General features: G+C 34.2%; 26 protein-coding genes. 7 read left to right on the forward strand and 19 right to left on the reverse strand.

Annotated elements, in window-relative coordinates; all coding sequences use genetic code 11:
* Nucleotides 1-2: 2 nt before the first annotated feature.
* The 6 genes from KAOT1_RS03215 to KAOT1_RS03225 all read right to left on the reverse strand — a co-directional run bounded on the left by KAOT1_RS03215 (nucleotide 3) and on the right by KAOT1_RS03225 (nucleotide 5,202).
* Nucleotides 3-371, reverse strand: a complete 369-nt coding sequence (locus KAOT1_RS03215; protein WP_007093254.1) for a hypothetical protein — start codon at nucleotides 369-371, stop codon at nucleotides 3-5.
* Nucleotides 372-483: 112 nt separating this feature from the next.
* Nucleotides 484-609 carry a hypothetical protein gene (locus KAOT1_RS23655; protein ID WP_007093255.1) on the reverse strand — a complete coding sequence of 42 codons (126 nt, stop codon included), beginning with the start codon at nucleotides 607-609 and terminating at the stop codon, nucleotides 484-486.
* A gap of 93 nt (nucleotides 610-702) precedes the next feature.
* Nucleotides 703-876, reverse strand: a complete 174-nt coding sequence (locus KAOT1_RS22670; RefSeq protein WP_007093256.1) for a hypothetical protein — start codon at nucleotides 874-876, stop codon at nucleotides 703-705.
* A gap of 217 nt (nucleotides 877-1,093) precedes the next feature.
* Complete coding sequence (locus KAOT1_RS03220; RefSeq protein ID WP_007093257.1) at nucleotides 1,094-2,380, reverse strand: cupin domain-containing protein; 1,287 nt, start codon at nucleotides 2,378-2,380, stop codon at nucleotides 1,094-1,096.
* Nucleotides 2,381-2,536: 156 nt separating this feature from the next.
* Nucleotides 2,537-2,689 (reverse strand): hypothetical protein, encoded by a 153-nt coding sequence (locus KAOT1_RS23300; protein WP_007093258.1) that lies wholly within the window; start codon nucleotides 2,687-2,689, stop codon nucleotides 2,537-2,539.
* A 92-nt stretch (nucleotides 2,690-2,781) separates the two neighbouring features.
* The gene (locus KAOT1_RS03225) at nucleotides 2,782-5,202 is read right to left on the reverse strand and encodes an outer membrane beta-barrel protein (RefSeq protein WP_007093259.1); all 2,421 of its coding nucleotides are present in this window, start codon (nucleotides 5,200-5,202) and stop codon (nucleotides 2,782-2,784) included.
* A gap of 721 nt (nucleotides 5,203-5,923) precedes the next feature.
* Between KAOT1_RS03225 and KAOT1_RS03230 the strand changes: the two genes are divergently transcribed.
* The 4 genes from KAOT1_RS03230 to KAOT1_RS23170 all read left to right on the forward strand — a co-directional run bounded on the left by KAOT1_RS03230 (nucleotide 5,924) and on the right by KAOT1_RS23170 (nucleotide 8,819).
* Nucleotides 5,924-6,283 (forward strand): hypothetical protein, encoded by a 360-nt coding sequence (locus tag KAOT1_RS03230; RefSeq protein ID WP_007093260.1) that lies wholly within the window; start codon nucleotides 5,924-5,926, stop codon nucleotides 6,281-6,283.
* Nucleotides 6,284-6,338: 55 nt separating this feature from the next.
* Nucleotides 6,339-7,232, forward strand: a complete 894-nt coding sequence (locus KAOT1_RS03235) for a M48 family metalloprotease (RefSeq protein ID WP_040559294.1) — start codon at nucleotides 6,339-6,341, stop codon at nucleotides 7,230-7,232.
* A 169-nt stretch (nucleotides 7,233-7,401) separates the two neighbouring features.
* The gene (locus KAOT1_RS03240) at nucleotides 7,402-8,577 is read left to right on the forward strand and encodes a THUMP domain-containing class I SAM-dependent RNA methyltransferase (RefSeq protein WP_007093262.1); all 1,176 of its coding nucleotides are present in this window, start codon (nucleotides 7,402-7,404) and stop codon (nucleotides 8,575-8,577) included.
* An 11-nt stretch (nucleotides 8,578-8,588) separates the two neighbouring features.
* Nucleotides 8,589-8,819 carry a hypothetical protein gene (locus KAOT1_RS23170; RefSeq protein WP_007093263.1) on the forward strand — a complete coding sequence of 77 codons (231 nt, stop codon included), beginning with the start codon at nucleotides 8,589-8,591 and terminating at the stop codon, nucleotides 8,817-8,819.
* 20 nt (nucleotides 8,820-8,839) lie between these two features.
* Here KAOT1_RS23170 and KAOT1_RS03250 read toward each other — a convergent pair whose 3' ends face one another.
* The 5 genes from KAOT1_RS03250 to rlmD all read right to left on the reverse strand — a co-directional run bounded on the left by KAOT1_RS03250 (nucleotide 8,840) and on the right by rlmD (nucleotide 12,775).
* Nucleotides 8,840-9,358 (reverse strand): hypothetical protein, encoded by a 519-nt coding sequence (locus KAOT1_RS03250; protein WP_007093264.1) that lies wholly within the window; start codon nucleotides 9,356-9,358, stop codon nucleotides 8,840-8,842.
* A 191-nt stretch (nucleotides 9,359-9,549) separates the two neighbouring features.
* Nucleotides 9,550-9,912 (reverse strand): putative quinol monooxygenase, encoded by a 363-nt coding sequence (locus KAOT1_RS03255; RefSeq protein ID WP_007093265.1) that lies wholly within the window; start codon nucleotides 9,910-9,912, stop codon nucleotides 9,550-9,552.
* Nucleotides 9,913-10,023: 111 nt separating this feature from the next.
* Nucleotides 10,024-10,788: a DUF6048 family protein gene (locus tag KAOT1_RS03260; RefSeq protein WP_007093266.1), complete on the reverse strand. Its 765-nt coding sequence runs from the start codon at nucleotides 10,786-10,788 to the stop codon at nucleotides 10,024-10,026.
* Entirely contained in the window at nucleotides 10,769-11,347 is a 579-nt protein-coding gene (locus KAOT1_RS03265; RefSeq protein WP_007093267.1) for a DUF6452 family protein, read from the reverse strand. Before KAOT1_RS03265 ends, KAOT1_RS03260 begins: the two co-directional genes overlap by 20 nt.
* Nucleotides 11,348-11,362: 15 nt before the next feature.
* On the reverse strand, nucleotides 11,363-12,775 hold the full coding sequence (gene rlmD, locus KAOT1_RS03270; RefSeq protein WP_007093268.1) for a 23S rRNA (uracil(1939)-C(5))-methyltransferase RlmD: 1,413 nt from the start codon (nucleotides 12,773-12,775) through the stop codon (nucleotides 11,363-11,365).
* Between the two features lie 303 nt (nucleotides 12,776-13,078).
* Between rlmD and KAOT1_RS03275 the strand changes: the two genes are divergently transcribed.
* A complete protein-coding gene (locus tag KAOT1_RS03275) occupies nucleotides 13,079-13,660 on the forward strand; it encodes a hypothetical protein (protein ID WP_007093269.1) in 582 nt (193 codons plus the stop codon).
* A gap of 18 nt (nucleotides 13,661-13,678) precedes the next feature.
* Here the strand turns inward: KAOT1_RS03275 and KAOT1_RS03280 are convergent, their stop codons facing one another.
* The 7 genes from KAOT1_RS03280 to KAOT1_RS03310 form a co-directional block, all read right to left on the reverse strand.
* Nucleotides 13,679-14,716, reverse strand: coding sequence for a GMP reductase (locus tag KAOT1_RS03280; RefSeq protein WP_007093270.1), 1,038 nt, complete (start codon nucleotides 14,714-14,716; stop codon nucleotides 13,679-13,681).
* A gap of 135 nt (nucleotides 14,717-14,851) precedes the next feature.
* Entirely contained in the window at nucleotides 14,852-15,547 is a 696-nt protein-coding gene (locus KAOT1_RS03285; RefSeq protein ID WP_007093271.1) for an RluA family pseudouridine synthase, read from the reverse strand.
* 225 nt (nucleotides 15,548-15,772) lie between these two features.
* Nucleotides 15,773-16,591 (reverse strand): 3-methyl-2-oxobutanoate hydroxymethyltransferase, encoded by an 819-nt coding sequence (gene panB, locus KAOT1_RS03290; RefSeq protein WP_007093272.1) that lies wholly within the window; start codon nucleotides 16,589-16,591, stop codon nucleotides 15,773-15,775.
* Between the two features lie 135 nt (nucleotides 16,592-16,726).
* Nucleotides 16,727-17,122: a hypothetical protein gene (locus KAOT1_RS03295; RefSeq protein WP_007093273.1), complete on the reverse strand. Its 396-nt coding sequence runs from the start codon at nucleotides 17,120-17,122 to the stop codon at nucleotides 16,727-16,729.
* A gap of 37 nt (nucleotides 17,123-17,159) precedes the next feature.
* Entirely contained in the window at nucleotides 17,160-17,450 is a 291-nt protein-coding gene (locus KAOT1_RS03300; RefSeq protein WP_007093274.1) for a YciI family protein, read from the reverse strand.
* A gap of 8 nt (nucleotides 17,451-17,458) precedes the next feature.
* Nucleotides 17,459-17,947: a GyrI-like domain-containing protein gene (locus tag KAOT1_RS03305; protein ID WP_007093275.1), complete on the reverse strand. Its 489-nt coding sequence runs from the start codon at nucleotides 17,945-17,947 to the stop codon at nucleotides 17,459-17,461.
* On the reverse strand, nucleotides 17,948-18,355 hold the full coding sequence (locus tag KAOT1_RS03310; protein WP_157560019.1) for a hypothetical protein: 408 nt from the start codon (nucleotides 18,353-18,355) through the stop codon (nucleotides 17,948-17,950).
* A gap of 72 nt (nucleotides 18,356-18,427) precedes the next feature.
* Between KAOT1_RS03310 and KAOT1_RS03315 the strand changes: the two genes are divergently transcribed.
* Nucleotides 18,428-18,886: a nuclear transport factor 2 family protein gene (locus KAOT1_RS03315; protein ID WP_007093277.1), complete on the forward strand. Its 459-nt coding sequence runs from the start codon at nucleotides 18,428-18,430 to the stop codon at nucleotides 18,884-18,886.
* 123 nt (nucleotides 18,887-19,009) lie between these two features.
* Here KAOT1_RS03315 and KAOT1_RS03320 read toward each other — a convergent pair whose 3' ends face one another.
* Entirely contained in the window at nucleotides 19,010-20,428 is a 1,419-nt protein-coding gene (locus KAOT1_RS03320; RefSeq protein WP_007093278.1) for an L-serine ammonia-lyase, read from the reverse strand.
* A 238-nt stretch (nucleotides 20,429-20,666) separates the two neighbouring features.
* Here KAOT1_RS03320 and KAOT1_RS03325 point away from each other — a divergent pair, with 238 nt between their 5' ends.
* Nucleotides 20,667-20,846 (forward strand): hypothetical protein, encoded by a 180-nt coding sequence (locus KAOT1_RS03325; RefSeq protein ID WP_007093279.1) that lies wholly within the window; start codon nucleotides 20,667-20,669, stop codon nucleotides 20,844-20,846.
* The last annotated feature ends 64 nt before the right edge of the window (nucleotides 20,847-20,910 follow it).

Here is a 20,910-nt window from a genome sequence, read left to right on the forward strand (position 1 = left end):
AATTACAAGTTCATGATGGCTTTTTCTAACTTTTTGAAACGTTTTTTAACTTTCTGTTGTTTTTTACTTTTTGTTTCGATTGGAAATAATTCATAGCCCATTTTTAGTTCAGTATCTTTCAATTCAATTGCATATGCATATTCGCTTGAAACTACTTTACTAAATACTTTGTTGATGAATTCTTTTGAAAAACTGTCAAATTCTTCACGAATACATTTAATGATTTTTTTCTGTGCGTCACTGTCAAATGTGCATGAAAACGAATAGGACGTATCGGTCATTGATTTTGCATGTACCCAACCATTTGGCAAATGTTGTGTTTTGGCTACTGGTGGTGTTGGCGGTGCTTGTGGTGTGTTGATGACTTTCATAATAGTTACTTAAGGTTTATGTGAAAATTATAAGTAAGAGAGGAGAGCTAGCTCCTCTCTTATTATAAAACGCTACTCTTATTCACGCTTTTAACTTCACAGCTACTGCGTATTAGGCAGTTTGTTGCTGTTGTTGTTGCTGCTGTTGTTGTTGAGCTGCTCTAATACCACCTCTTAATTTGTCTTGGTCCATTGGTGATAAAACTGTTGCTCCTAAAAATTCTGCTGGATTTTTCATAATAAAATAATTTAATTGATTTGTTAATTTCCTACTCTAATCAAGGCTTTTCGGATTACCGCCTGTAAACATTGCGCAATGTTATATTTTATATCAAGTTCTTCTTTCAGGCTCTGAAGGTAATTGTTGCTGCTGTCCTTGGCATTGGCATTGCGTTGTAGGATTGTCGCACATAGGCGAACAGCCTGCTATTCCACCAATTACTTCGTCTAAAGGACTGATTACCTTTGATCCTAAAATTGCTTTGATGTTTTTTGTTTTTTTCATAATAATGATACTTTAATTATGTGCTATTATGTTGATATTCTTTAAGTTAACTTCTGGAAAGTGTTTTTTATTTGAGCTTAAATTTGACATAGTAATCCTAGCTAATGCATATATTGCAATAGTATTTTTATACTAAAAACTGTCTGTGGAAGCTATTTGTAAATAAGATTACTTTTCTAAAGAAACCCTAAAGTTTTGTTGATGGTTTCGCAGAGTTTTATGACAACTTACGAATTCCATTATGTGTGTCAAGAAGATTGATAATATAGAACCCAATATTGTCGTCCCATTCGCTGTCTAAAATGGCAAATGCTTCTTTAATGGTCATTACTTCTCCTTTATTAATTGTCTCTATTAAAGTTTTGATACAGGCATGATTGTTCAATACTACCTTTGTACCACGTACGTAGATGTAAATGTTTTTACGATCTAAGGTTTCTACATATTTCATAACAAACGGCTTTTCTAATACGAAGCTGTCTTCTAATGTATATGTTGTTTCATCTTCCTTTGGAAATGGTCGTGTCCAGTATCCTGAGTTACTATACAAAGAGTATCGGTAGTCTTTAAATACATTTTCCATTACTTCACTAAAAGGTAAATCTTTAATGTCTTCAGGAAGTTTGATTAATGATAAAGCTTGTTCGGCAGCACTTAAATCTTCTAGTGGATTTTTATCTGGCTTCATCGTATCTTCACTTTCTTCCAAATATTGATCTAAAATCACGTTCATTAGTTTTTTAGCCAAATCTTTTTTCTGGTGATTGTTTAACCAAAGTGTCAATCCGATAGAAAGTTCATCAGAGCGACCAATGTGAAATTCATTTGGCGGCATATAGTATAAATCGCCTTCTTCAAACGGATGCACATTTGCATATGGTAAAAACTTTTCTACGTTTTTGTTGTTAAATTTTTTGTCTCCGGCAAGGTCTTCATATTCCTCCTTGTTCCAGGTATACATTGTTTTGTCGCCAGGACCTAAGTGAAAATGTGTAACACTTTCTCCTGGTGCGTCGGTATGGATTCCAAGTGGCGTCCATCCGTAATTTCCAATAAATATGGTAAAGTTTACACCTAATAATGGTGTTCCTACTTGATTTAGTAATGGTGAAATTTTGTACGCCATTCGCGTAGCTAGTTCGTTGTTTAGTTTTTCACCACGATTGATGATTATTCCAATTTTTTTATCTCCAAACGCTCGTTTGGCCCAACTATTTACAGACTCTCCTTCTTTTGGTGGCATGTCGTACACCTCGTTCATTTGTTTGTATGATAATTTTTTTCCGTCTACAAAAACTCTAAATCCAAATTGAGTAGTTCTTAATTTACAAAGCAATCTTACTATACTCATAATTTCTTCACGCATGAGTGCCGTCTCATCCTTAGAAATACAGTCTTTAAATACAGAGGTTTTGGTCAGTGTGTTCGTGGTTTTTAGGAAAGACTCTTTCCACCAGTTTGAACTAAATGCTTTTTCTTGTATTGTGGTTTCTTGTTGTATCATAATTTTTCGTATTTTGGTATTTATAATTAGATACAGGTATATCTTGAATGGCTAATAAGTACTCAATGCTATTACTTGTATCGCTGGATTTTTTAATAGAAGGAAGAAAAATGGAACTTTTCTTCCTTCTGTTGTTTTACATAGACAAACAGCGTATTATCCACGGATTGGCTCAGATGGCAAATCAGCTTGTTGTTGTTGCTGTTGTTGCTGTTGTTGTTGTTGATCCGTTTTAAGACCACCTCTTAATTTGTCTTGGTCCATTGGTGATAAAACTGTTGCTCCTAAAAATTCTGCTGGATTTTTCATAATAATAATATTTAAAAATTGATTTGTTAATTTCCTACTCTAATCAAGGCTTTTCGGATTACCGCCTGTAAACATTGCGCTATGTTATATTTTTAGTTTGATCTGTTTCGCAGATCTGAATTACTTTTGTTAACTCTAAACTTCTTAGTTTCTCCTCCAAAATCGAAATTGTATCGCATGGTCAACCGGACAGAAGTATTGAAATTGTTTCTAAACTGATTGGTTCTAATTCCTCGTTGTGTATTGGTAAAAATGTACCTGAGGTTGTCAAACGGATCGGTTATTTTTAGATAGAATGACAAGTCTTTCGTTATACGTTTGGAGAGGTTGATGTAAAATGCATAGTTTTCTCCAGTTTCAAACTGTCCGTTGGTTTCTGGTCCGTTATACTCAAAGGAAATCTCTGAGGTCATATTCCACGGTAGTTTCATTTGTGAAGCTACCTGAAATTGTACTGTTCCCTTGGAAACGTCTATGTTGTCTACAGCATCTGCAAAAGTCGATTTGTATGTTTTTCCATACCATGATACGGCTCCAAATAATGTCCACCAATCATTCACTCTTTTGTTGTATGATGCCGACATTCCGTATATGTACGTTTTGTCTAAATTTCTCCATTGGTAACGCAGCTCCGTTGGTGATGTTTGCGTTAGTATTTCTCTTGCTTCTCCTTGAATATCATCAAAGAATAGCAATACGTTTAGGTCAGATTTGTTATACGTAAGCTCTAAAGCATTGGTATAGGTCGGATCTAAATCTGGATTTCCTACTTGTGAGGTAAAGTCAGTAATGTAAAAGATCGTTGGATTAAATCTCATATAATTTGGTCTGTTGATTCGTCTTGAATACGAGATTCCCACAGAAGCCTTATTTTTTAACTGTTTGGTTAAGAATACACTTGGAAACAGATTGAAATAATCTTTAGATAATGTGAAATTTGAATTCGGAATTTCTCCACGTCCTTTGGTAAATTCTCCACGTAATCCTACTTGCAGACTCAATCCTTCTGTGATGAATTTGTCTATAGCATACGAAGCGTATCCTGCAACAATTTGTTCGTCATAGTTGAAACTATTGGTAAAATTATCATCTACTACATATTCGCCATTTATCAAATCTTCAAAGACTGTATTACTTGTATTTTCTACAGAACTTATTTTTGATCCCAGTTCTAGCATATTGTCATTGATAGGTTTGCTATAATCTACTTGCGCAGAAATAATATCATAAGTTGTTGGCGAAATTGAACGTCTGTTGTTATCATTTATCAAATCTCCATCACCATTAAAAAATAGATTGATATATTGGTTTCTGGCTTCAATATCTGAGGTGTAATAATCAGTGATGATTGATAATTCCTGTCCCAGCGTATCTAGTTTTTTGTTATAATTTATTCCGACTGACATATGATCTCTTTTTCTTCGATTGTTATAAATTCCGTTAGAAAATGTTTCTGTATCGTCAGTAATTAATAAATCATTGTTTTGAAAGCGTTCGCTGTCGTTATTGAGTATTCGGTATTGAAAAGTCAAATTGTCCGTTTCACTGATATCGTATAGCAAATCTATATTTGCATATGCCGTTGAGTTGGTTGAGGTATCTACACGTTTGTATATATAATCAACTCCGGAGTTTAAAATACGTTCGGTACGATCTTCATTACGTAAATACGTTCCATCTTGGTGTACCAAATATGTTTTTAGCGAAAGCTTTTTATTTATTTGAGCGTTTAGCTGTAATGAAGCGCTGTGACTAAAAAACTGTGCGTATTCCGTATTGGTATTGATACTTCCGTTTAAGCCTTTTTTATTCTTTCTGTTGGTTACAATATTGATGATTCCGCCTAAACCTTCGGCGTCGTAACGTGCAGACGGATTCGAAATGATTTCAATTGTTTTCAATTCGTTATCAGCTAGCGAACTGAGATAGTTCATCAAATCGGCACTGCTCATATTGGTACGTTTTCCGTCGATCATAATGGTAGCAGAAAGTCCTTTTATAGAAATCGCGTCACTATTAGGATCAACCCACACATTTGGTGCATATTTTAGAATCTCTGCGGCGCTTTTTCCTTCCGCGAAAGCGTTGTTCTCTATTTTCATTAGCAGTTTGTCACCGCGTCTGGAAATCATTTCACGCTTGGCTTTTATGACAACGGCATCCAATTCGTTTAAATTTTCTTGCAATTCAATTTTGCCGATGTCTAAAGTGATATTGGTATTTATTTCTTGTTGATAATCTTCGTAGCCTAAAAAAGTAATCTTTAATGTATAAGTTCCTTTGGCAACTTTAATTGTAAAACGACCATTTTCGTCTGTAATGGCACCATTAATTATTGTATTTGTATCTTTCTCTAAGATGACTACATTTGCAAACGACACAGGTACATTTGTGGTATCTACTACAAAACCTTTTACAGTTACTTTATTTTGTGCGAGTGTAATACTTGACACAAACGTCATCATGAATAACATGATTTTAGTTTTGCTGATATGTCTTTGTAAGTATTGCATTTGTATTTCAATTTTTTAATGAGCATCGTTGTGTTTTAACGACATTGTAAACTTAGTAAGAAATAGAGGTCAAGAAAAGTGTTGTAAAATTGGATTTATAAATAAAAGCATGATATTTATAAATATCACGATCTGTAAATTATTTTTAAATTACTGATTATTAGATATTTAAATTAATTTAAAATGAAAGTCACTATTTTCCTTTAAAAGCCTGATTTTGGAACATAATGGCACACTGTATTTATCAATAAGGGACTTTTAGTGGTGGTGAAATTTGAAAAAATGATGCTTTTTTTGATGATTTTATGGCGGAAGTGAATTTTTTTTGAAAAGTATCTTTAAAATTTTATGCCAGAAAAGTATTCAATTCATATTTGTTTTACGTGTAAACTTCCCATTTTATAATTTTTGGAAAAGCGTCATATAAACAAATAATTGTGTAACGTAATACAATTATTTGTTTAATTACATACCACTAATGAAAATAAAAAATGCTGCAAACAAATTTCTGTATATTTGTATGTCTTGGGATACTTATTGAATAGTAATATAAAAAACTGAGACTTATGTATAATATATCAATACTTACAGGAGCATGTTTTTTACTACCTTTAGTAGATTTAAATAGTTTTTATTCAAAGCATAAGCAAGCTCTAAAAAACATGTAAACTTAGCTATATTGCAGACATGATAATTATAAAATTCACATAAACCATTACTTATGAAAGTACTCATCGTTGCCATTATTTCAATGATTACATTAAATATTCATGCACAATCTAAAGATGAAATCATAGATGAATTGCAAAAGGTATTAAAAGAACATTGCATAAGTACGCAATTAAAAAATGCCGAAATATACTATAATACGGGAGAAAAAATATTAGACTTTGGGCTACGTTACGACTTAGATACCACTAGACTTACCTATGAATTTGCAGGTACAGCAAGCGAACCTATTCATATGCTTCAATTTGTAAGAGATGCAAAGCCTAATTCATCTACAAGTTTCTTTTTTGACAATAAAAAAAGTGTGTATCACGTACTTGATTTGATATATGCTTTAAAGAAACTAGAATAAAATAGTAGAGCAACTAAATTTAAATTAATACGTTGGAGCATTCAAATCTCGATTAATGAGTAAAAAAATAAACTTTATGAAGGTAAAACAGCTTTTCTTATTAATATTATTGTTATCTATCAGTCAAAATATAGTTGCTCAATACAACTTAACAGACAAGCAACGTTATATGATTAACGAATGGAGAGATGCTTATGGTGGAAAAGTATACTACGCCTATAATTATCCAAAAACATATAATGTTTACAAACAATTAAAGCGTTACTCCGGAATGGATTACCCAATTATTTTTAGTCAAACATTTAATTGGGGACAAGCACATAACGGAGGACTAATTATTTTAGATTATTCTACCATTAATAAAAATAAACACGTACTAGCTTTTGTTTTTGCACACGAATGGGGACATCAAGCCTTGGGACATCAATCGAATGTATACAATCCGTATGGTTCTACGTGGAAAATACGAACTTCTGCTACTCAAACCGAAGATGAAGCCGATGTATATGCAGGAAAGTTTTTAGCGACTTATAATTATGATATCAATATAGTGTATAATTACTTATACAATTTGCCTAAAAATGACAACGATCATACGCATTCATCAGGTAGAAAAAGAGCCAAATTAGTACTAAAAGGATATCGTTCGGTAAAAGGAAGTAGCAATACCAATAGTAGTGAAGTGCAGTACAAATATGTAACTGTAGCATGTAATCATGCTGCGCACCCAAATGGAGACTTGACAAATTGCATACATTTGGCGCACCCAAATGGTGATTTGTATCGATGTCAACACAGATGCCGAGATTACTACAATCGTATCGTGCCTTGCCATCCTAATGGACATGTAGTAGCTTGTACACACAGAGCGCATCCAAACGGAGATATAAGTAGTTGTCGCCATAGACTACATCCTAATGGACATACTAAAAAAGTGAGAAAGTATTAATACTATATTGTAATGAATGTATATAAACTTACAGATAGTGTAAAATGATTCTCAAGTTTTAAATTCATTCTGATGAAATCTTCAAACAAAACACATCATGATATTAATACATTGATTGATTGCTACATTCTCAAATTAACGTACTTTTGCAAACAGATTACAATAGCAAATGAGACAAGATAATTTTAAAATGGTTGCCAAAACGTTACATGGTTTTGAAGACTTACTCGAAGACGAACTAAAACGATTGGGCGCACAAGATATTCGCAAAGGAACGCGTAATGTTAGTTTTAGAGGCGACAAAGGTTTTATGTATAAAGCAAATTTATGCTTACGTACTGCAATTAAAATTTTAAAACCGATTCGTTATTTTAAAATTAGAAATGAGCAAGATTTGTACGATCAGGTGTATAATATGCATTGGGATAAATATTTGTCACACAATGATACGTTTATGATTGATGCTACTGTGGCTTCTGACCAATTTACACATTCACAATTTATTGCCTTAAAAACGAAAGATGCAATTGCAGATAAATTCCGAAATACAGAAGGCAGACGTCCAAATGTAGATTTAAAGTTTCCGACATTGCGTATTCATGTACACATTCAGAATAATGACTGTACGATTTCTTTAGATAGCTCAGGAGGTTCTCTACACAAACGCGGTTACAAAACGGCAACCAATATTGCTCCAATTAATGAAGTATTGGCGGCAGGTTTGGTGATGATGTCTGGTTGGGACGGACAGTGCGATTTGCTCGATCCGATGTGTGGAAGTGGAACGATTGCTATTGAAGCAGCCATGATTGCATGTAATATTCCAGCAAACATCAACCGTAGAGAATTCGGTTTTGAAAAATGGCAAGATTGGGATGTGGATTTGTTTGAAAAGATTGAAGAATCGTGCTTGCGAAAAGTACGTGAATTTCACCACAACATTTACGGATACGATAAAGCACCATCGGCAGTACAGAAAGCAAAAGACAATGTGAAAAATGCTAACTTAGATGATTACATCAAGATTCGTCGTGCAAACTTTTTCGAGACACAAAAAGAAAATGATGAAAAATTACATATATTGTTCAATCCGCCATACGGCGAGCGTTTGCATATTGAAATGGAAGAATTTTATGCCGAAATAGGAGATACGCTCAAGCAAGGATATGCCAACACAAACGCTTGGTTTATCACTTCAAACTTAGAAGCTTTAAAATTTGTCGGATTGCGTCCGTCACGAAAAATAAAAGTTTTCAATGGAAAGTTAGAATCTCGTTTGGTAAAGTACGAAATGTACGCAGGAAGCAAAAAAGCAAAGTTTCAAAATAAAGAAAACGACAATTAAAATTTAGATAGATGCAACCAAAAACAAAAGCAGTACTTTACAACTTTGTAGCCTTTATGTTAATCTTTTTGGCATTTCGTTTAACCATTGGTTATGTTTTGAAATTAAACACCTTATGGTTGGCATTAATTTCTGCGGTAATCGCGAGTATTTTAGCTCCAAAATTTGCAGTTGTTGAAGAAGGTGGCAAGAAAAAAGTGATGATGAGTTCAATTTTTACCAAAGATCATAAGGAAGTGTAGGTATTCTTTAAGTTAGAAAATTATTCCTTCAACAAATCTTCCAAATACGCAATCACCTCAACATACTTTTCATCATGTAATTTTTCAACAAATGCAGGATTTTCTTTTCGGTATACTTCAAGCATGCGACTTCCTGTATTTTTAGAATGTGTCACATTGGCAATACGATCGCAGAGTTTTATGAATGTTGCATATGGCGTGTTTCGAATGCCTTCATAATATTTTTTACCAGCTCGTTCGCTACGATTTCTACCTTTGTTATTGGTTAAAGCATACGCGAATTCGGCAACATCTTCATTCAGTGCTTTTTTGACATCATTATAGGTTTCCCGTGCATCTTCAATCACATCATGAACCCAACAACCTGCCAAAACATTGTGTTGTGCTTCTTCTGGAATTAAATGTAAAAACTGTTTTGCAGCATTGACAACCATCTGTAAATGAAATTCATACGGATATTGGTCATACATGTGATTCGTGTCTCGATGCTTTTCTATAGCATACAAACGTGCTTTTTTGTCAATAGTCATACTTACCATAAGCATTAAATTTCAATCTAAAGTAGTGAATAATAAATTGAAAAATAGCTAATTTTAAGGTAGATTTTTAGAAAGCTAGCAAATCAAAAAAATATCTTTTTAGGATATTTATACTGTTTGAATTTACAAAGAAGTTAAATCCATTTTAGTTTCCATCAAAAAGAATTTGTCAAAAATAATAACAGCACAAATTACTTTAACGTATTCAAATGTGAGATTGCCGTAAAATGCTGAGCATTGATCTTTTGTACTCTTTTCTTTAAAGCATCACTTGCATTGCCATATATTTCTAAACTTACAAAAGACCTTACTTCATTCAATCTTGATGAAAAGGATTTGTAATTGTCAAAGTGAAATAATACAGCTTCAGAATCCGTATACGTTTCCAAAACTTTAACGGTATTGTCAGTTTCTGAAATATACCAATCGTATTGAAGCATGCCTTTTTCCGTTTCAGAACAATGTGCTTGCAATTTTTGAACAACTTCTTGCAACTCAGACAATTTATCGTCTAATAGTTTAGATGTTGCTATAATTGTGATTCTATCTTTCATATATTGAAGTGATTTACCAAAAAAAGCAGAAATACCGTAGTTAAGATGGATTCTGTGAGTTATGTGTAATTTAAAAACTAAACAACCAATATTTTTAACAGTTAAAGCGTTTTACTCTGGACTCAATTCCTCAGCGTCTTCTTCCGTTTTCTTCTTTTTTGCCTTTTTGTAGATTGGAATCGAATAACTAATGGTGTAATTAAATCCTGCGCCGACATTATTATCGGTCGTAACTTTATTAAATCCAGGAATGAATAAGTTCTGAAAATTCTCTGGTTCTTTTGTGCTTAACAGTCGATTTAAACGCAAGCTAAATCCCATGTAAACGTTATTCAACACTTCAACTTTTATACCAGCGACAACCTCAACCCAATGTCCGTTGAGATTAGAAAATTCGGTTCCTGGCGTTTGTGTCAGTACGCTAACATCATCTACATGCTGATTGGTCTGATAGGTTCTATAACTGTTTAATGTTTGTTTGTGTGTGCTGTAACCGTAACGCATTCCGACAATAATGGCATTTTGCATACCAAACCAGTTTTCATAAGCATTGTAATCAAATCCTATTTTTACAAAACTTCCTTCTGTGGTAAAATTTAGCTGATCTTCATCTACTGTTTTCTTTTCATTTCCAAATTCAGTTGCGAGATAAAACTTTTTTGTCAATCGGAAATCTGCAGCAATTTCAAAACCTTGATAATTGTCATCCAACAACATGCGCAGTGGTTTGCTGGCATCAACACCAACACGCAATGCATAGGTATCTTGTTTTGGTACTGTATCATTTAATACAGTTGGTGTTGCTAAGTCTTCATCTTGCGCAAAACTTACGCTACAGACAAATATGGTGAGTATACTAATGATATATCTTAACATGTGTAACGGTTTCATTTTGAACATTTATGTTTGAAATCAATATTCCTGTGTCGGTGTTGATCCAATTTTCTGAATCATCAGTCACAACGGCGCCATCATTTATATTTAAGGTGTAGTTGGTAATATAGCCGCAAGCTCTGGAAAGAAAAATTTCTTGTGTTTCATAGTTGAACGTCAAAATGTCTTCATTTCCTGCTATTTGCATGCCATCTTCATCTTCTTCATATCCAGAAATAAATCGGTACGCCGTAGTTCCTTCTTGTGTTCGCAGTGGAATAGAAACGGTATTTGTCGTTTGTGGAGTTGTCTGAATCGGATCTACGATAAATGTAACACCATTAATAACTTCTGTGTTTGGATCGACAGCTTCTACCCATAAATTGGTAACATTTTTAGCAAGTTCTTCACCAGAATTGTTGTTAATGTCAAAAAACTCAATGACCAATAATGGCGTCGTAATAGTTCCTTCCACACAAATATCATCTTTTTCGCAGGAAAACGATATAAATGCTGCTATGAGAAGCATTCCTAAGATTCCTATATAGGATAATTTTTTCATCTGCTTTTTTATTTTCTAATTTCTTCTTTCTAAAAGCACAACATTTTCTATGTGATGCGTCTGCGGAAACATGTCTACTGCTTGTACTTTTGTTACTTTATACGTTGCATCCATCAATGCTAAATCGCGCGCTTGTGTTGCACTATTACAACTTACATACACTACTTTTTTTGGTGCAATATTAAGAATTTGTTGCACAACATCTGCATGCATTCCGTCACGTGGCGGATCGGTAATGATGACATCTGGCGTTCCATGTGTTTCAATAAATTCAGCATTAAACACTTTTTTCATATCACCTACAAAAAATTCTGTGTTGGTAATATTATTAAAAGCAGCATTTTCTTTTGCCGCTTCAATGGCTTCCGGTACAGATTCTACACCAATTACTTTTTTTGCTTTTTTTGAAACAAATTGTGCGATAGTTCCCGTTCCTGTATATAAATCATATACCAATTCATCACCTTGTAAACCAGCAAAATCGCGTGTTATTTTATACAGTTCGTATGCTTGATCGGAATTTGTTTGATAAAATGATTTTGCATTTATTTTAAACTGTAAACCTTCCATTTCCTCAAAAATATGGTCTCGTCCAGCATAGCAAATTACTTCCTGATCGTAAATGGTATCATTTCCTTTTCCGTTGATTACATAGAGTAAAGACGTTATTTCAGGAAATTTTTCTTGTACAAAATTTAATAGCAATTCACGTTTTTCTTTGTCTTCTTTGTAGAATTGAATCAACACCATCACTTCACCAATAGACGAAGTACGAATCATAAGCGTACGCAACAATCCAGTTTGATGACGTGTGTTGAAAAACGCAATATTGTTTTCGGTTGCGAATTCTTTGATAGTATTTCGAATTGCGTTTGAAGGATCGGCTTGCAAATGACATTTGTTGATGTCCAAAATCTTGTCCCACATCCCTGGAATGTGAAAACCTAGCGCATTTCTGTCGCCTAAATCTTCATCAGAATCTACTTCTTCCTGCGTTAACCAACGACTGTCTGAAAACGAGAACTCCATTTTGTTTCTGTAAAAATATTGTTCCGAGCTTCCTAAGATTGGTGTCAGTTCTGGCAATGCTACTTTTCCAATGCGAGTTAAATTGTTCAAGACTTCTTTCTGCTTGTAAAACAATTGATGTTCATACACCATGTGTTGCCATTTGCAACCGCCACACGTTCCAAAATGCTCGCAAACAGGTTCGGTACGTTTATCTGAAAGCGAATGAAACTTTACAGCTTTCCCTTCGTAGTATGCTTTTCGCTTTTTATAGGTTTGAATGTCTACTACATCGCCAGGAACGGCATTTGGTAAAAATATCACTGTTCCTTCTTCCGTTTTGGCTACTGTTTTTCCTTTCGTAGCAGTATCTACCACTTCAACGTGTTCAAACAATTTCTTACGATTCTTTCTTCCCATGCGGCAAAAATAACAATAGCGGTAAATATATATATTATTTATTCGGCGAATCTTTAAAAAAATGCTAAAAGTTTGGCTTGTGTGTGTAGAAGTAGGAGAGATGTACCGTATTTTTAATAGCTATGGACATGAAATTAATGAAAACCGTACTTTTTAAATCTATTCTTTACTGTATATTTAAAAAATACATATGTAGCATAATTTTGTACTGAAAGCCAATTCACTCATTCAACCACACTGTTTACGCATTCTTCTTTTTTAAAAGCGACTATTCTAGCTAGTTTTGATTCAAAATAAAAAGAAATGAAATTATTAGGAAGCGTATTATTGTTACTGATGACTTTTAGTGTGTATGCACAGAATTACAGCTTAATTGATAGAGCAGATGCATTACTAGAAGCCGAAAAGCCAAATTATAAAAAAGTTGAGAGGTTATTGAAACGTGCCAAAAAGAAAGACTATGGCTTTTGTGGAAACGCTAGATTTTCAGCACTTAGTAAAATAGATTTTGTAGAAGCTAAAATGTTGTATTTAAAATCTGAATACGCAGCATGTTTGTCTTTTTTAGATTCAGATGATGTTTGGATTGCGCAAAAATCATCCGATTCTTTAAAAGTTTTGACGTTGATAAAAATTCACGGAAAGGAAACGATTAAGAAACTCATAGAAAAAGATGCAGCACGTGTAATAACACGAACTTCTGATTATGAATATAAAGATATTTGTATCAATTTAGATACAATTAATTATAATTTTTGTTTTAGAGATCAAGAAGATGCTTTTGATTATAAAAAAGAAGTTACGATTGCCGAAATCATTCGTAAAACAAACTTTTATCAATTACTCTACGATTCAAAACCGATCACCAAACAACCCAAAACCTAATACCCAAAACCCAGAAACCTAAGAATACACTCTGTTTTCCTGCTCAGAAACTTGAATAAAAGTTGTTCGTTTGGTCAATTCTTTTAAGCGAGAAGCGCCAACATACGTACACGTACTACGAATGCCACCTAAGATATCTTGAACAGTATCAGAAACGTGTCCCTTCAATGGAATTTCAACCGTTTTTCCTTCAGAAGCTCTGTATTCTGCGACGCCACCAACGTATTTTTCCATCGCAGTAGCAGAACTCATTCCGTAAAATTGTTTGAATTTTTCCCCGTTTCGTTCTATCAATTCGCCACCACTTTCATAATGTCCAGAGAGCATTCCGCCAAGCATCACAAAATCTGCACCAGCGCCAAAAGCTTTTGCTACATCGCCAGGAGTTGTGCAACCGCCATCAGAAATAATATGTCCGCCCAAACCGTGTGCAGCATCGGCACATTCAATGATTGCCGAGAGTTGCGGATAACCCACGCCCGTTTTTACACGTGTGGTACACACCGAACCTGGACCAATTCCTACTTTGACAATATCGGCACCAGAAAGCAATAATTCTTCAACCATTTCGCCTGTTACCACATTTCCTGCAATAATGACTTTGTCTGGAAATTGTGCTCGGGCTTGTTTGACAAAATCAACAAAATGTTGCGAATATCCGTTTGCAACATCAATACAGATGAATTTTAGTTGTGGAAATGTAGAAAAAAGCAAACGTAACTTTTCATTATCTTGTTCGCCAGTTCCTGTACTTACGGCAATTTGCGAAATATAATTTGGATCAGCCGAAGCGATAAATTTACTCCATTGCTCAAATGTATAATGTTTGTGAATTGCAGTAAATAGTTGTTTGGAAGCCAATGCTTTTGCCATTTCAAACGTTCCTACCGTATCCATATTAGCTGCCATAATCGGAATTCCTGTCCATTGATAAGAGTGATGTAAAAAGCTAAAAGTCCGTTGTAGCGTAACTTGCGAACGACTTTTTAATGTTGAACGTTTTGGGCGAATCATTACATCTTTAAACCCAAGTTTCAATCCACTTTCTATGCGCATATATTCAAATTTGTATGGTTTGTATTAGCTATTCTTAAAATTAAATTTTTCTTTTTAGAATCATCTTTTTTGGGAAAGGAGTTTTTAAGATGTTATCAACAGTATATTATTTGAAGATTTTAAGATCATTTTACATTATAAACACGCATTCCAAACAGGATCATTGGGTAACGGCGCAATAATTTCTAAAAGTTCTTTTTTTACAGGATGTGTAAAGACTAATTTCCGAGCGTGTAAATGTATGCTAGCATCTTTGTTACTGCGATCAAAACCGTATTTTAAATCGCCTTTTATTTTACAGCCAATGGCAGAAAGTTGTGTTCGTATTTGATGATGTCTTCCTGTGTGTAAGGCAATTTCAAGCAATACATAACGATCTAATTTTTTTTGCACAGTATAGTCTAAAATAGCTTTTTTACTTCCTGGAATTTCTTTGTTAAAAGCAGTTGATTTGTTGTTTTTCGGATTCTTCCGAAGCCAATGTATCAATGTATCTTGTTGTTTTGGCGGCATATTATTTACAATTGCCCAATAGGTTTTTTTGGCTTTCTTTTCCGCAAAAAGTTTATTCAAGCGCGGTAACGCTTTGGAAGTTCGCGCAAAAACGATAATTCCTGTGGTTGGTCTGTCCAATCGGTGCACAACGCCCAAAAACACGTTTCCAGGTTTGTTGTATTTCTCCGCAATATATTCTTTTACGACATCGCTCAGTGGTTTGTCGCCCGTTTTATCACCTTGTACAATATCGCCTGCACGCTTGTTGACAATGATAATGTGATTGTCTTCGTAGAGTACTTGGAGATTGTTTTTTGTGGAGATTATTTTGGACATTTTAGACTGAGTTTGATAGCTAATTTTATGAATTCAGTTCGTGTTGAGAATTATTTATGTTTCAAAGTACTTCTCGATACCAAATTCTTTCATTTCGACTCCGCTCAATGTGCAGAATTTCTAAATCGAAGTGACGTGACAATTTATAACCAAAATTGTAGATGTTGAATACTAAATTTTAAATGAAAATGATTTCTTCAAACAACAAACAACAAACAACAAAAATTAGTATTGCTCCTTCTCATTAGGAAAATCAACCGATTTTACATCTGCGGCATATTGTTTAAAAGCATTGGTCATTTCTTCATACATATTCAAATAACGACGTAGAAATCGCGGATTGAATTCGTGTGTCATTCCCAACATATCATGTGTTACTAATACTTGTCCGTCAACACCATTTCCTGCGCCAATTCCGATAACAGGAATCGAGATACTTGCCGCAACTTCTTTGGCTAATTTTGCAGGAACTTTTTCTAAAACAATCGCAAAACAACCTGCTTTTTCAAGCATTTTAGCATCTTCTTTCAATTGTATAGCTTCAGCTTCTTCTTTGGCACGAACCGTGTACGTTCCGAATTTATAAATAGATTGTGGTGTTAATCCTAAATGTCCCATTACAGGAATTCCAGCGTTTAGAATGCGTTTAATGGATTCTTTAATTTCTTTTCCACCTTCAACTTTTACGGCATGTCCGCCAGATTCTTTCATAATTCGAATCGCAGAACGCAATGCTTCTTTCGGATCTGATTGATAACTTCCAAACGGAATATCAACCACGACCAACGCTCTTTTTACGGCTCTAATAACTGAAGAAGCGTGGTAAATCATTTGATCTAACGTAATGGGAAGTGTTGTTTCGTGTCCTGCCATCACATTACTTGCAGAATCTCCCACGAGAATGACATCAATTCCGGCACCATCTACAATTTTTGCCATGGTATAATCATAAGCGGTCAGCATGGAAATTTTTTCTCCATTACTTTTCATTTCCACCAATGATTTTACGGTCACTCTTTTATATTGTTTTTTTGCTACTGACATATATTCGGTTTTCTAAAGGTGTAAAAGTAAGAATAAAAATTCGTGCGATAACTTCTCTGACTTAATTTTACTTTCATTCCATAAAAAAAGCTAACAATTAGTACAATTATTAGCTTTAAGTTCTTTTTTAGAGTTTTATTGATATTTCAGCATAAATTTCCTTAATTTTTTTATATCAATTTCACCATTGTCATTAAAAACCTTGTTCTTATAAAGTAATTTTATCAATTTTTTCCAGCTATATCCAGCTAAACTGTATGAATGAAACTTTATTTCACTATCTAAAAATACGAGCTTTTTAATATCATCATCAAAATAAGTGTTAGTTCCGTTGATATCGTGTTCCATGTAGACGAGTTCATCTTCTCCATCTAATGAAAAGATGGTAAATTTTGTTCCAAATTCTTTTCTTTCGTAAGAAAAAATATTCTTCCCGTCAATCACGATTTTTCCTTTTTTAAATTTTACTTTTTGGGCATAAGATACAGTTGATACTAATGCCAGTAATACAATAATTAAAGTTTTTTTCATTATGTTTATAAATTTATTGCAATATATTATTTTTAGTCTAAACTTCCTTCAAAAAAGACCATTCGACACAAGTTTTACTCGGAACAAATTCTGTAATCTCATAATCGGCTAAATCATGAATCTTAAACGGATCTTGTTCTAAAATTGTTGCCAATTTTAGCTTATCAGTCATTTTTGATAAAATAACGCCGCCAGTTCTTGGAACTTTTCTTCCAGAAGCGTGAAAATTGCCCAATTCGTACTGTGTATTTAAATACTGAATGTGCGCATCCAAATGCTGATCTATGGTTTCTAGCGGAACTTTGTAGGTAAGTGAGATGATGTACATATTATAATTTATTTTGTTTTAATCGGAATCCAAACTTCTTCTTCCGAATCTTCGCTTGTCGGATTGTACTTTGCTCCCAACACTTCAAAATGTGGTCTGTTATCCAAAATATACTCAGAATTTGGCAACCATTCGGTAAAAATATAATTCGCCATTTGTGGAAAATTTTGCGGCAATCCTTTGTAGATGAACATTGCGTACAAACCAGTTTCAATCGTCAAAGTTTCCATATTGTCCGGAATGGTATCAAAACTAGAAACTTCTGCCATCGCATGCTTTGTAAATTCCGTTTGCGGATTGAAGTTTTTAAAATACGAAAGATTGTCATATTCTTGAATTGAATACAAATTTGTTCCCACGACATTTTCAATACTTTTTCGCGCTTGCATAAAACTTTTCCAAAGCATTGGTGTTGTATTTTGAACTAAGGACATTCGAGCAGATTTTCCGATGAGTTTTTTCTGCGGAAGCGTTTGTATTATAGGTGTAACTGGCATTCAATCAATCGTTTTTATTCGTTTATAAGTAACCGTTCTAAGCATAGTACCTTTTTTGCCTTCAATATAAAAAATAAGTTTTCGTTTCTTTATTTTTACAGTCCAAAAAAAGTCAGTTTTATAGCCATTGCGATATGCTGTTAAGATTTGAAATTTTCCTTTTGTATGAATCTTCCCTTTAGAAATTTCAGGAGTATATTGCTTGTAATTTATCCATTCTTTCTTACTTGAAAGATCATAATCTTTTCTGGTGTAAGTGGAATCTGAATGAATGATAAATTCAGTAACTGCATACGAATATACTGATCCGTAATTATGATCGTGTCTCAAATATATATTGTCTGCGTTTTGGCTGTAACCATTGAAACAACACATCAAACATACTAAAACAGGTAAAAACGATTTCATATTTCCTAAAACTTTCGTAAAGCTAGTCAGTTTTTTATTTTTTTGATTAAATTTCTACAAAATAAATCTATCATGAAGTATTATATTTTTCTCCTCATTGTAATAGGAAGCTTTCGCTTGAATGCACAAACGGAAGACGAAATAGCTGCAAAACAAGCTGTTATCCAGTTTTTTGAAGGTTTTCACCAAAAAGATTCGGTAATGATGCAAGCAGTAGTTCATAAAGATATCATTTTGCAAACGACTTTTATGAATAAAAAAGGAGAAGCTGTATTGCGAAATCAGAAAGCGGATGGTTTCATAAAAGCAGTTGTCAGTAGGGCAGAAAGTCCCACATGGAACGAAAAGATTCTTTCCTACAACGTACAAGTTGATGGAACCATGGCAAACGTTTGGACACCTTATGAATTCTGGCTTGATGGAAAGTTTCTACATTGCGGAGTAAATTCTTTTCAACTGTTTAAAGACAACGGAAAATGGAAAATTATCTATCTGATTGATACGAGACGTAAAAAAGGTTGTCGGGAGTAGTTTTTTGGCTCGCTTCCTTTCGACTTAGCTCAAGGTGAACGCTTTTTGATCGCTTCGCTTAGTTTGATTATATATCGGTCATTCCTGAGAGCGCAGGAATCTTTAAATTGAGCGTAGCGAACCCTAACAATCCGCCAAATGTACACCAACTGCCAATCCGCCTTCAGAGGTTTCTTTATACTTCGAATTCATATCTTTTGCAGTTTCCCACATGGTGTTAATTACTTTGTCAAGTGGAACTTTTACATCTTTCGGATCGGTTTCCATTGCCAATTCGGCAGCATTAATCGCTTTAATCGCGCCCATAGAATTTCGCTCAATGCACGGAACTTGTACCAAACCGCCAATTGGATCGCACGTTAATCCTAAATGATGTTCCATAGCGATTTCGGCAGCAATCATTACTTGTTCAGGCGAACCACCATACAATTCTGTCAATGCGCCAGCCGCCATGGCAGACGAAACACCAATTTCAGCTTGGCAACCGCCCATAGCCGCAGAAATTGTGGCTCCTTTTTTGAAAATACTTCCAATTTCACCTGCAACAAGCAAAAATCGTTTGATCTGATTAAAATCTGCTTTATGATTTTCAATCACCATATAATACATTAAAACGGCAGGAATCACACCAGCACTTCCGTTGGTTGGTGCCGTTACGACACGTCCTAAAGAAGCATTTACTTCATTCACAGCAAGTGCAAAACAGCTTACCCATTTAAAAATTTGGCGAAATTTTACAGTTGTCTTTCGAATAGTTTGCAACCATTCTTCGGGAGAGTTATAAGGTAAATGTCCTTTTAATTTTTGATGAATGTCATACGCTCTACGTTTCACATTCAATCCGCCAGGCAGTGTTCCTTCAGTATGACAACCAATATACATACATTCTAACATCGTATTCCAAACGCGACGCAATTCGGCATCAATTTCTTCTGGAAAACGGAGTAATGTTTCGTTTAGTAGCACAATTTCGGAAATTTTCTTTTGTTCCTTTTCGCAAAAATTGAGCAAATCAGTAGCTTTATTAATCGGAAATGGAAAAATACGAATCGGATGATCGGTGTCATCATGAGTTTCATCTTCTTTTACCACAAATCCGCCACCAATAGAATAAAAAGTAGCTGAATGTATTTTGTGATTGACAATAGCATGAAACGTTATTCCGTTTGGATGAAAAGGTAAAAAGTCAGTATTAAAAATAATGTCTTTACTTGGTGTAAAAGGAATTTCTTTTTCTTGATTAAAATAGATCGTTCCTCGGTTTTTAATCGCATTCATAATTACAGGAATGTTTTGCGTAGGAACGGTTTCTGGATCAGCACCATGCAAACCAAGAATTACGGCTACATCAGTAGCATGCCCTTTTCCCGTTAGGGATAAAGAACCAAACAAATCTACTTTAATAGAAGTGACGTCATCAAAAAGATGGGCAGCTTTCAATTCTTTAATCCAACTTTCAGCAGCTCTCCATGGACCTAAAGTGTGTGAACTTGAAGGACCAACGCCGATTTTAAGCATATCAAAAACACTGATATATTCCATAATAATGCGATTACTTCGTCGGTGTAAATATAATGTATTGTTTCAAATTTAGAGATTTTTTATTCTGTAGTTAAAGTTTTTGTAAAGTTGTAGGAAATACTCAATTTTATGAGTAGCTTTAAGTCATCTAGATAGCAGATTTTGAACTTTTTTCAGTCTATTGAAATCTGTAGATGAATTCATCAATCAATTTTTTTATGAACCGAACTCAAGTGAGTTCACATTAAAACTCATTATTATGAAAAACAAAAAAGCGAACAGAAAGCTAAACTTTAAAAAAATTAAAGTTTCAGAATTAGGAACCACAACTATTAAAGGTGGCGGATCATTATTTACTTGTTACTGTTGCACATCAGATCATTGCCCGAATTCGGCAGACCAATGTGAAACATTGCGAGGAAATACGTGTTTTTGCTAAACTGTAGCAAAACGTTTTTAGAAAATGCTGACATCATGTCAGCATTTTTTTGTTGGCATAATCA

Source organism: Kordia algicida OT-1 (assembly GCF_000154725.1).
Classification (GTDB): Bacteria; Bacteroidota; Bacteroidia; order Flavobacteriales; family Flavobacteriaceae; genus Kordia; species Kordia algicida.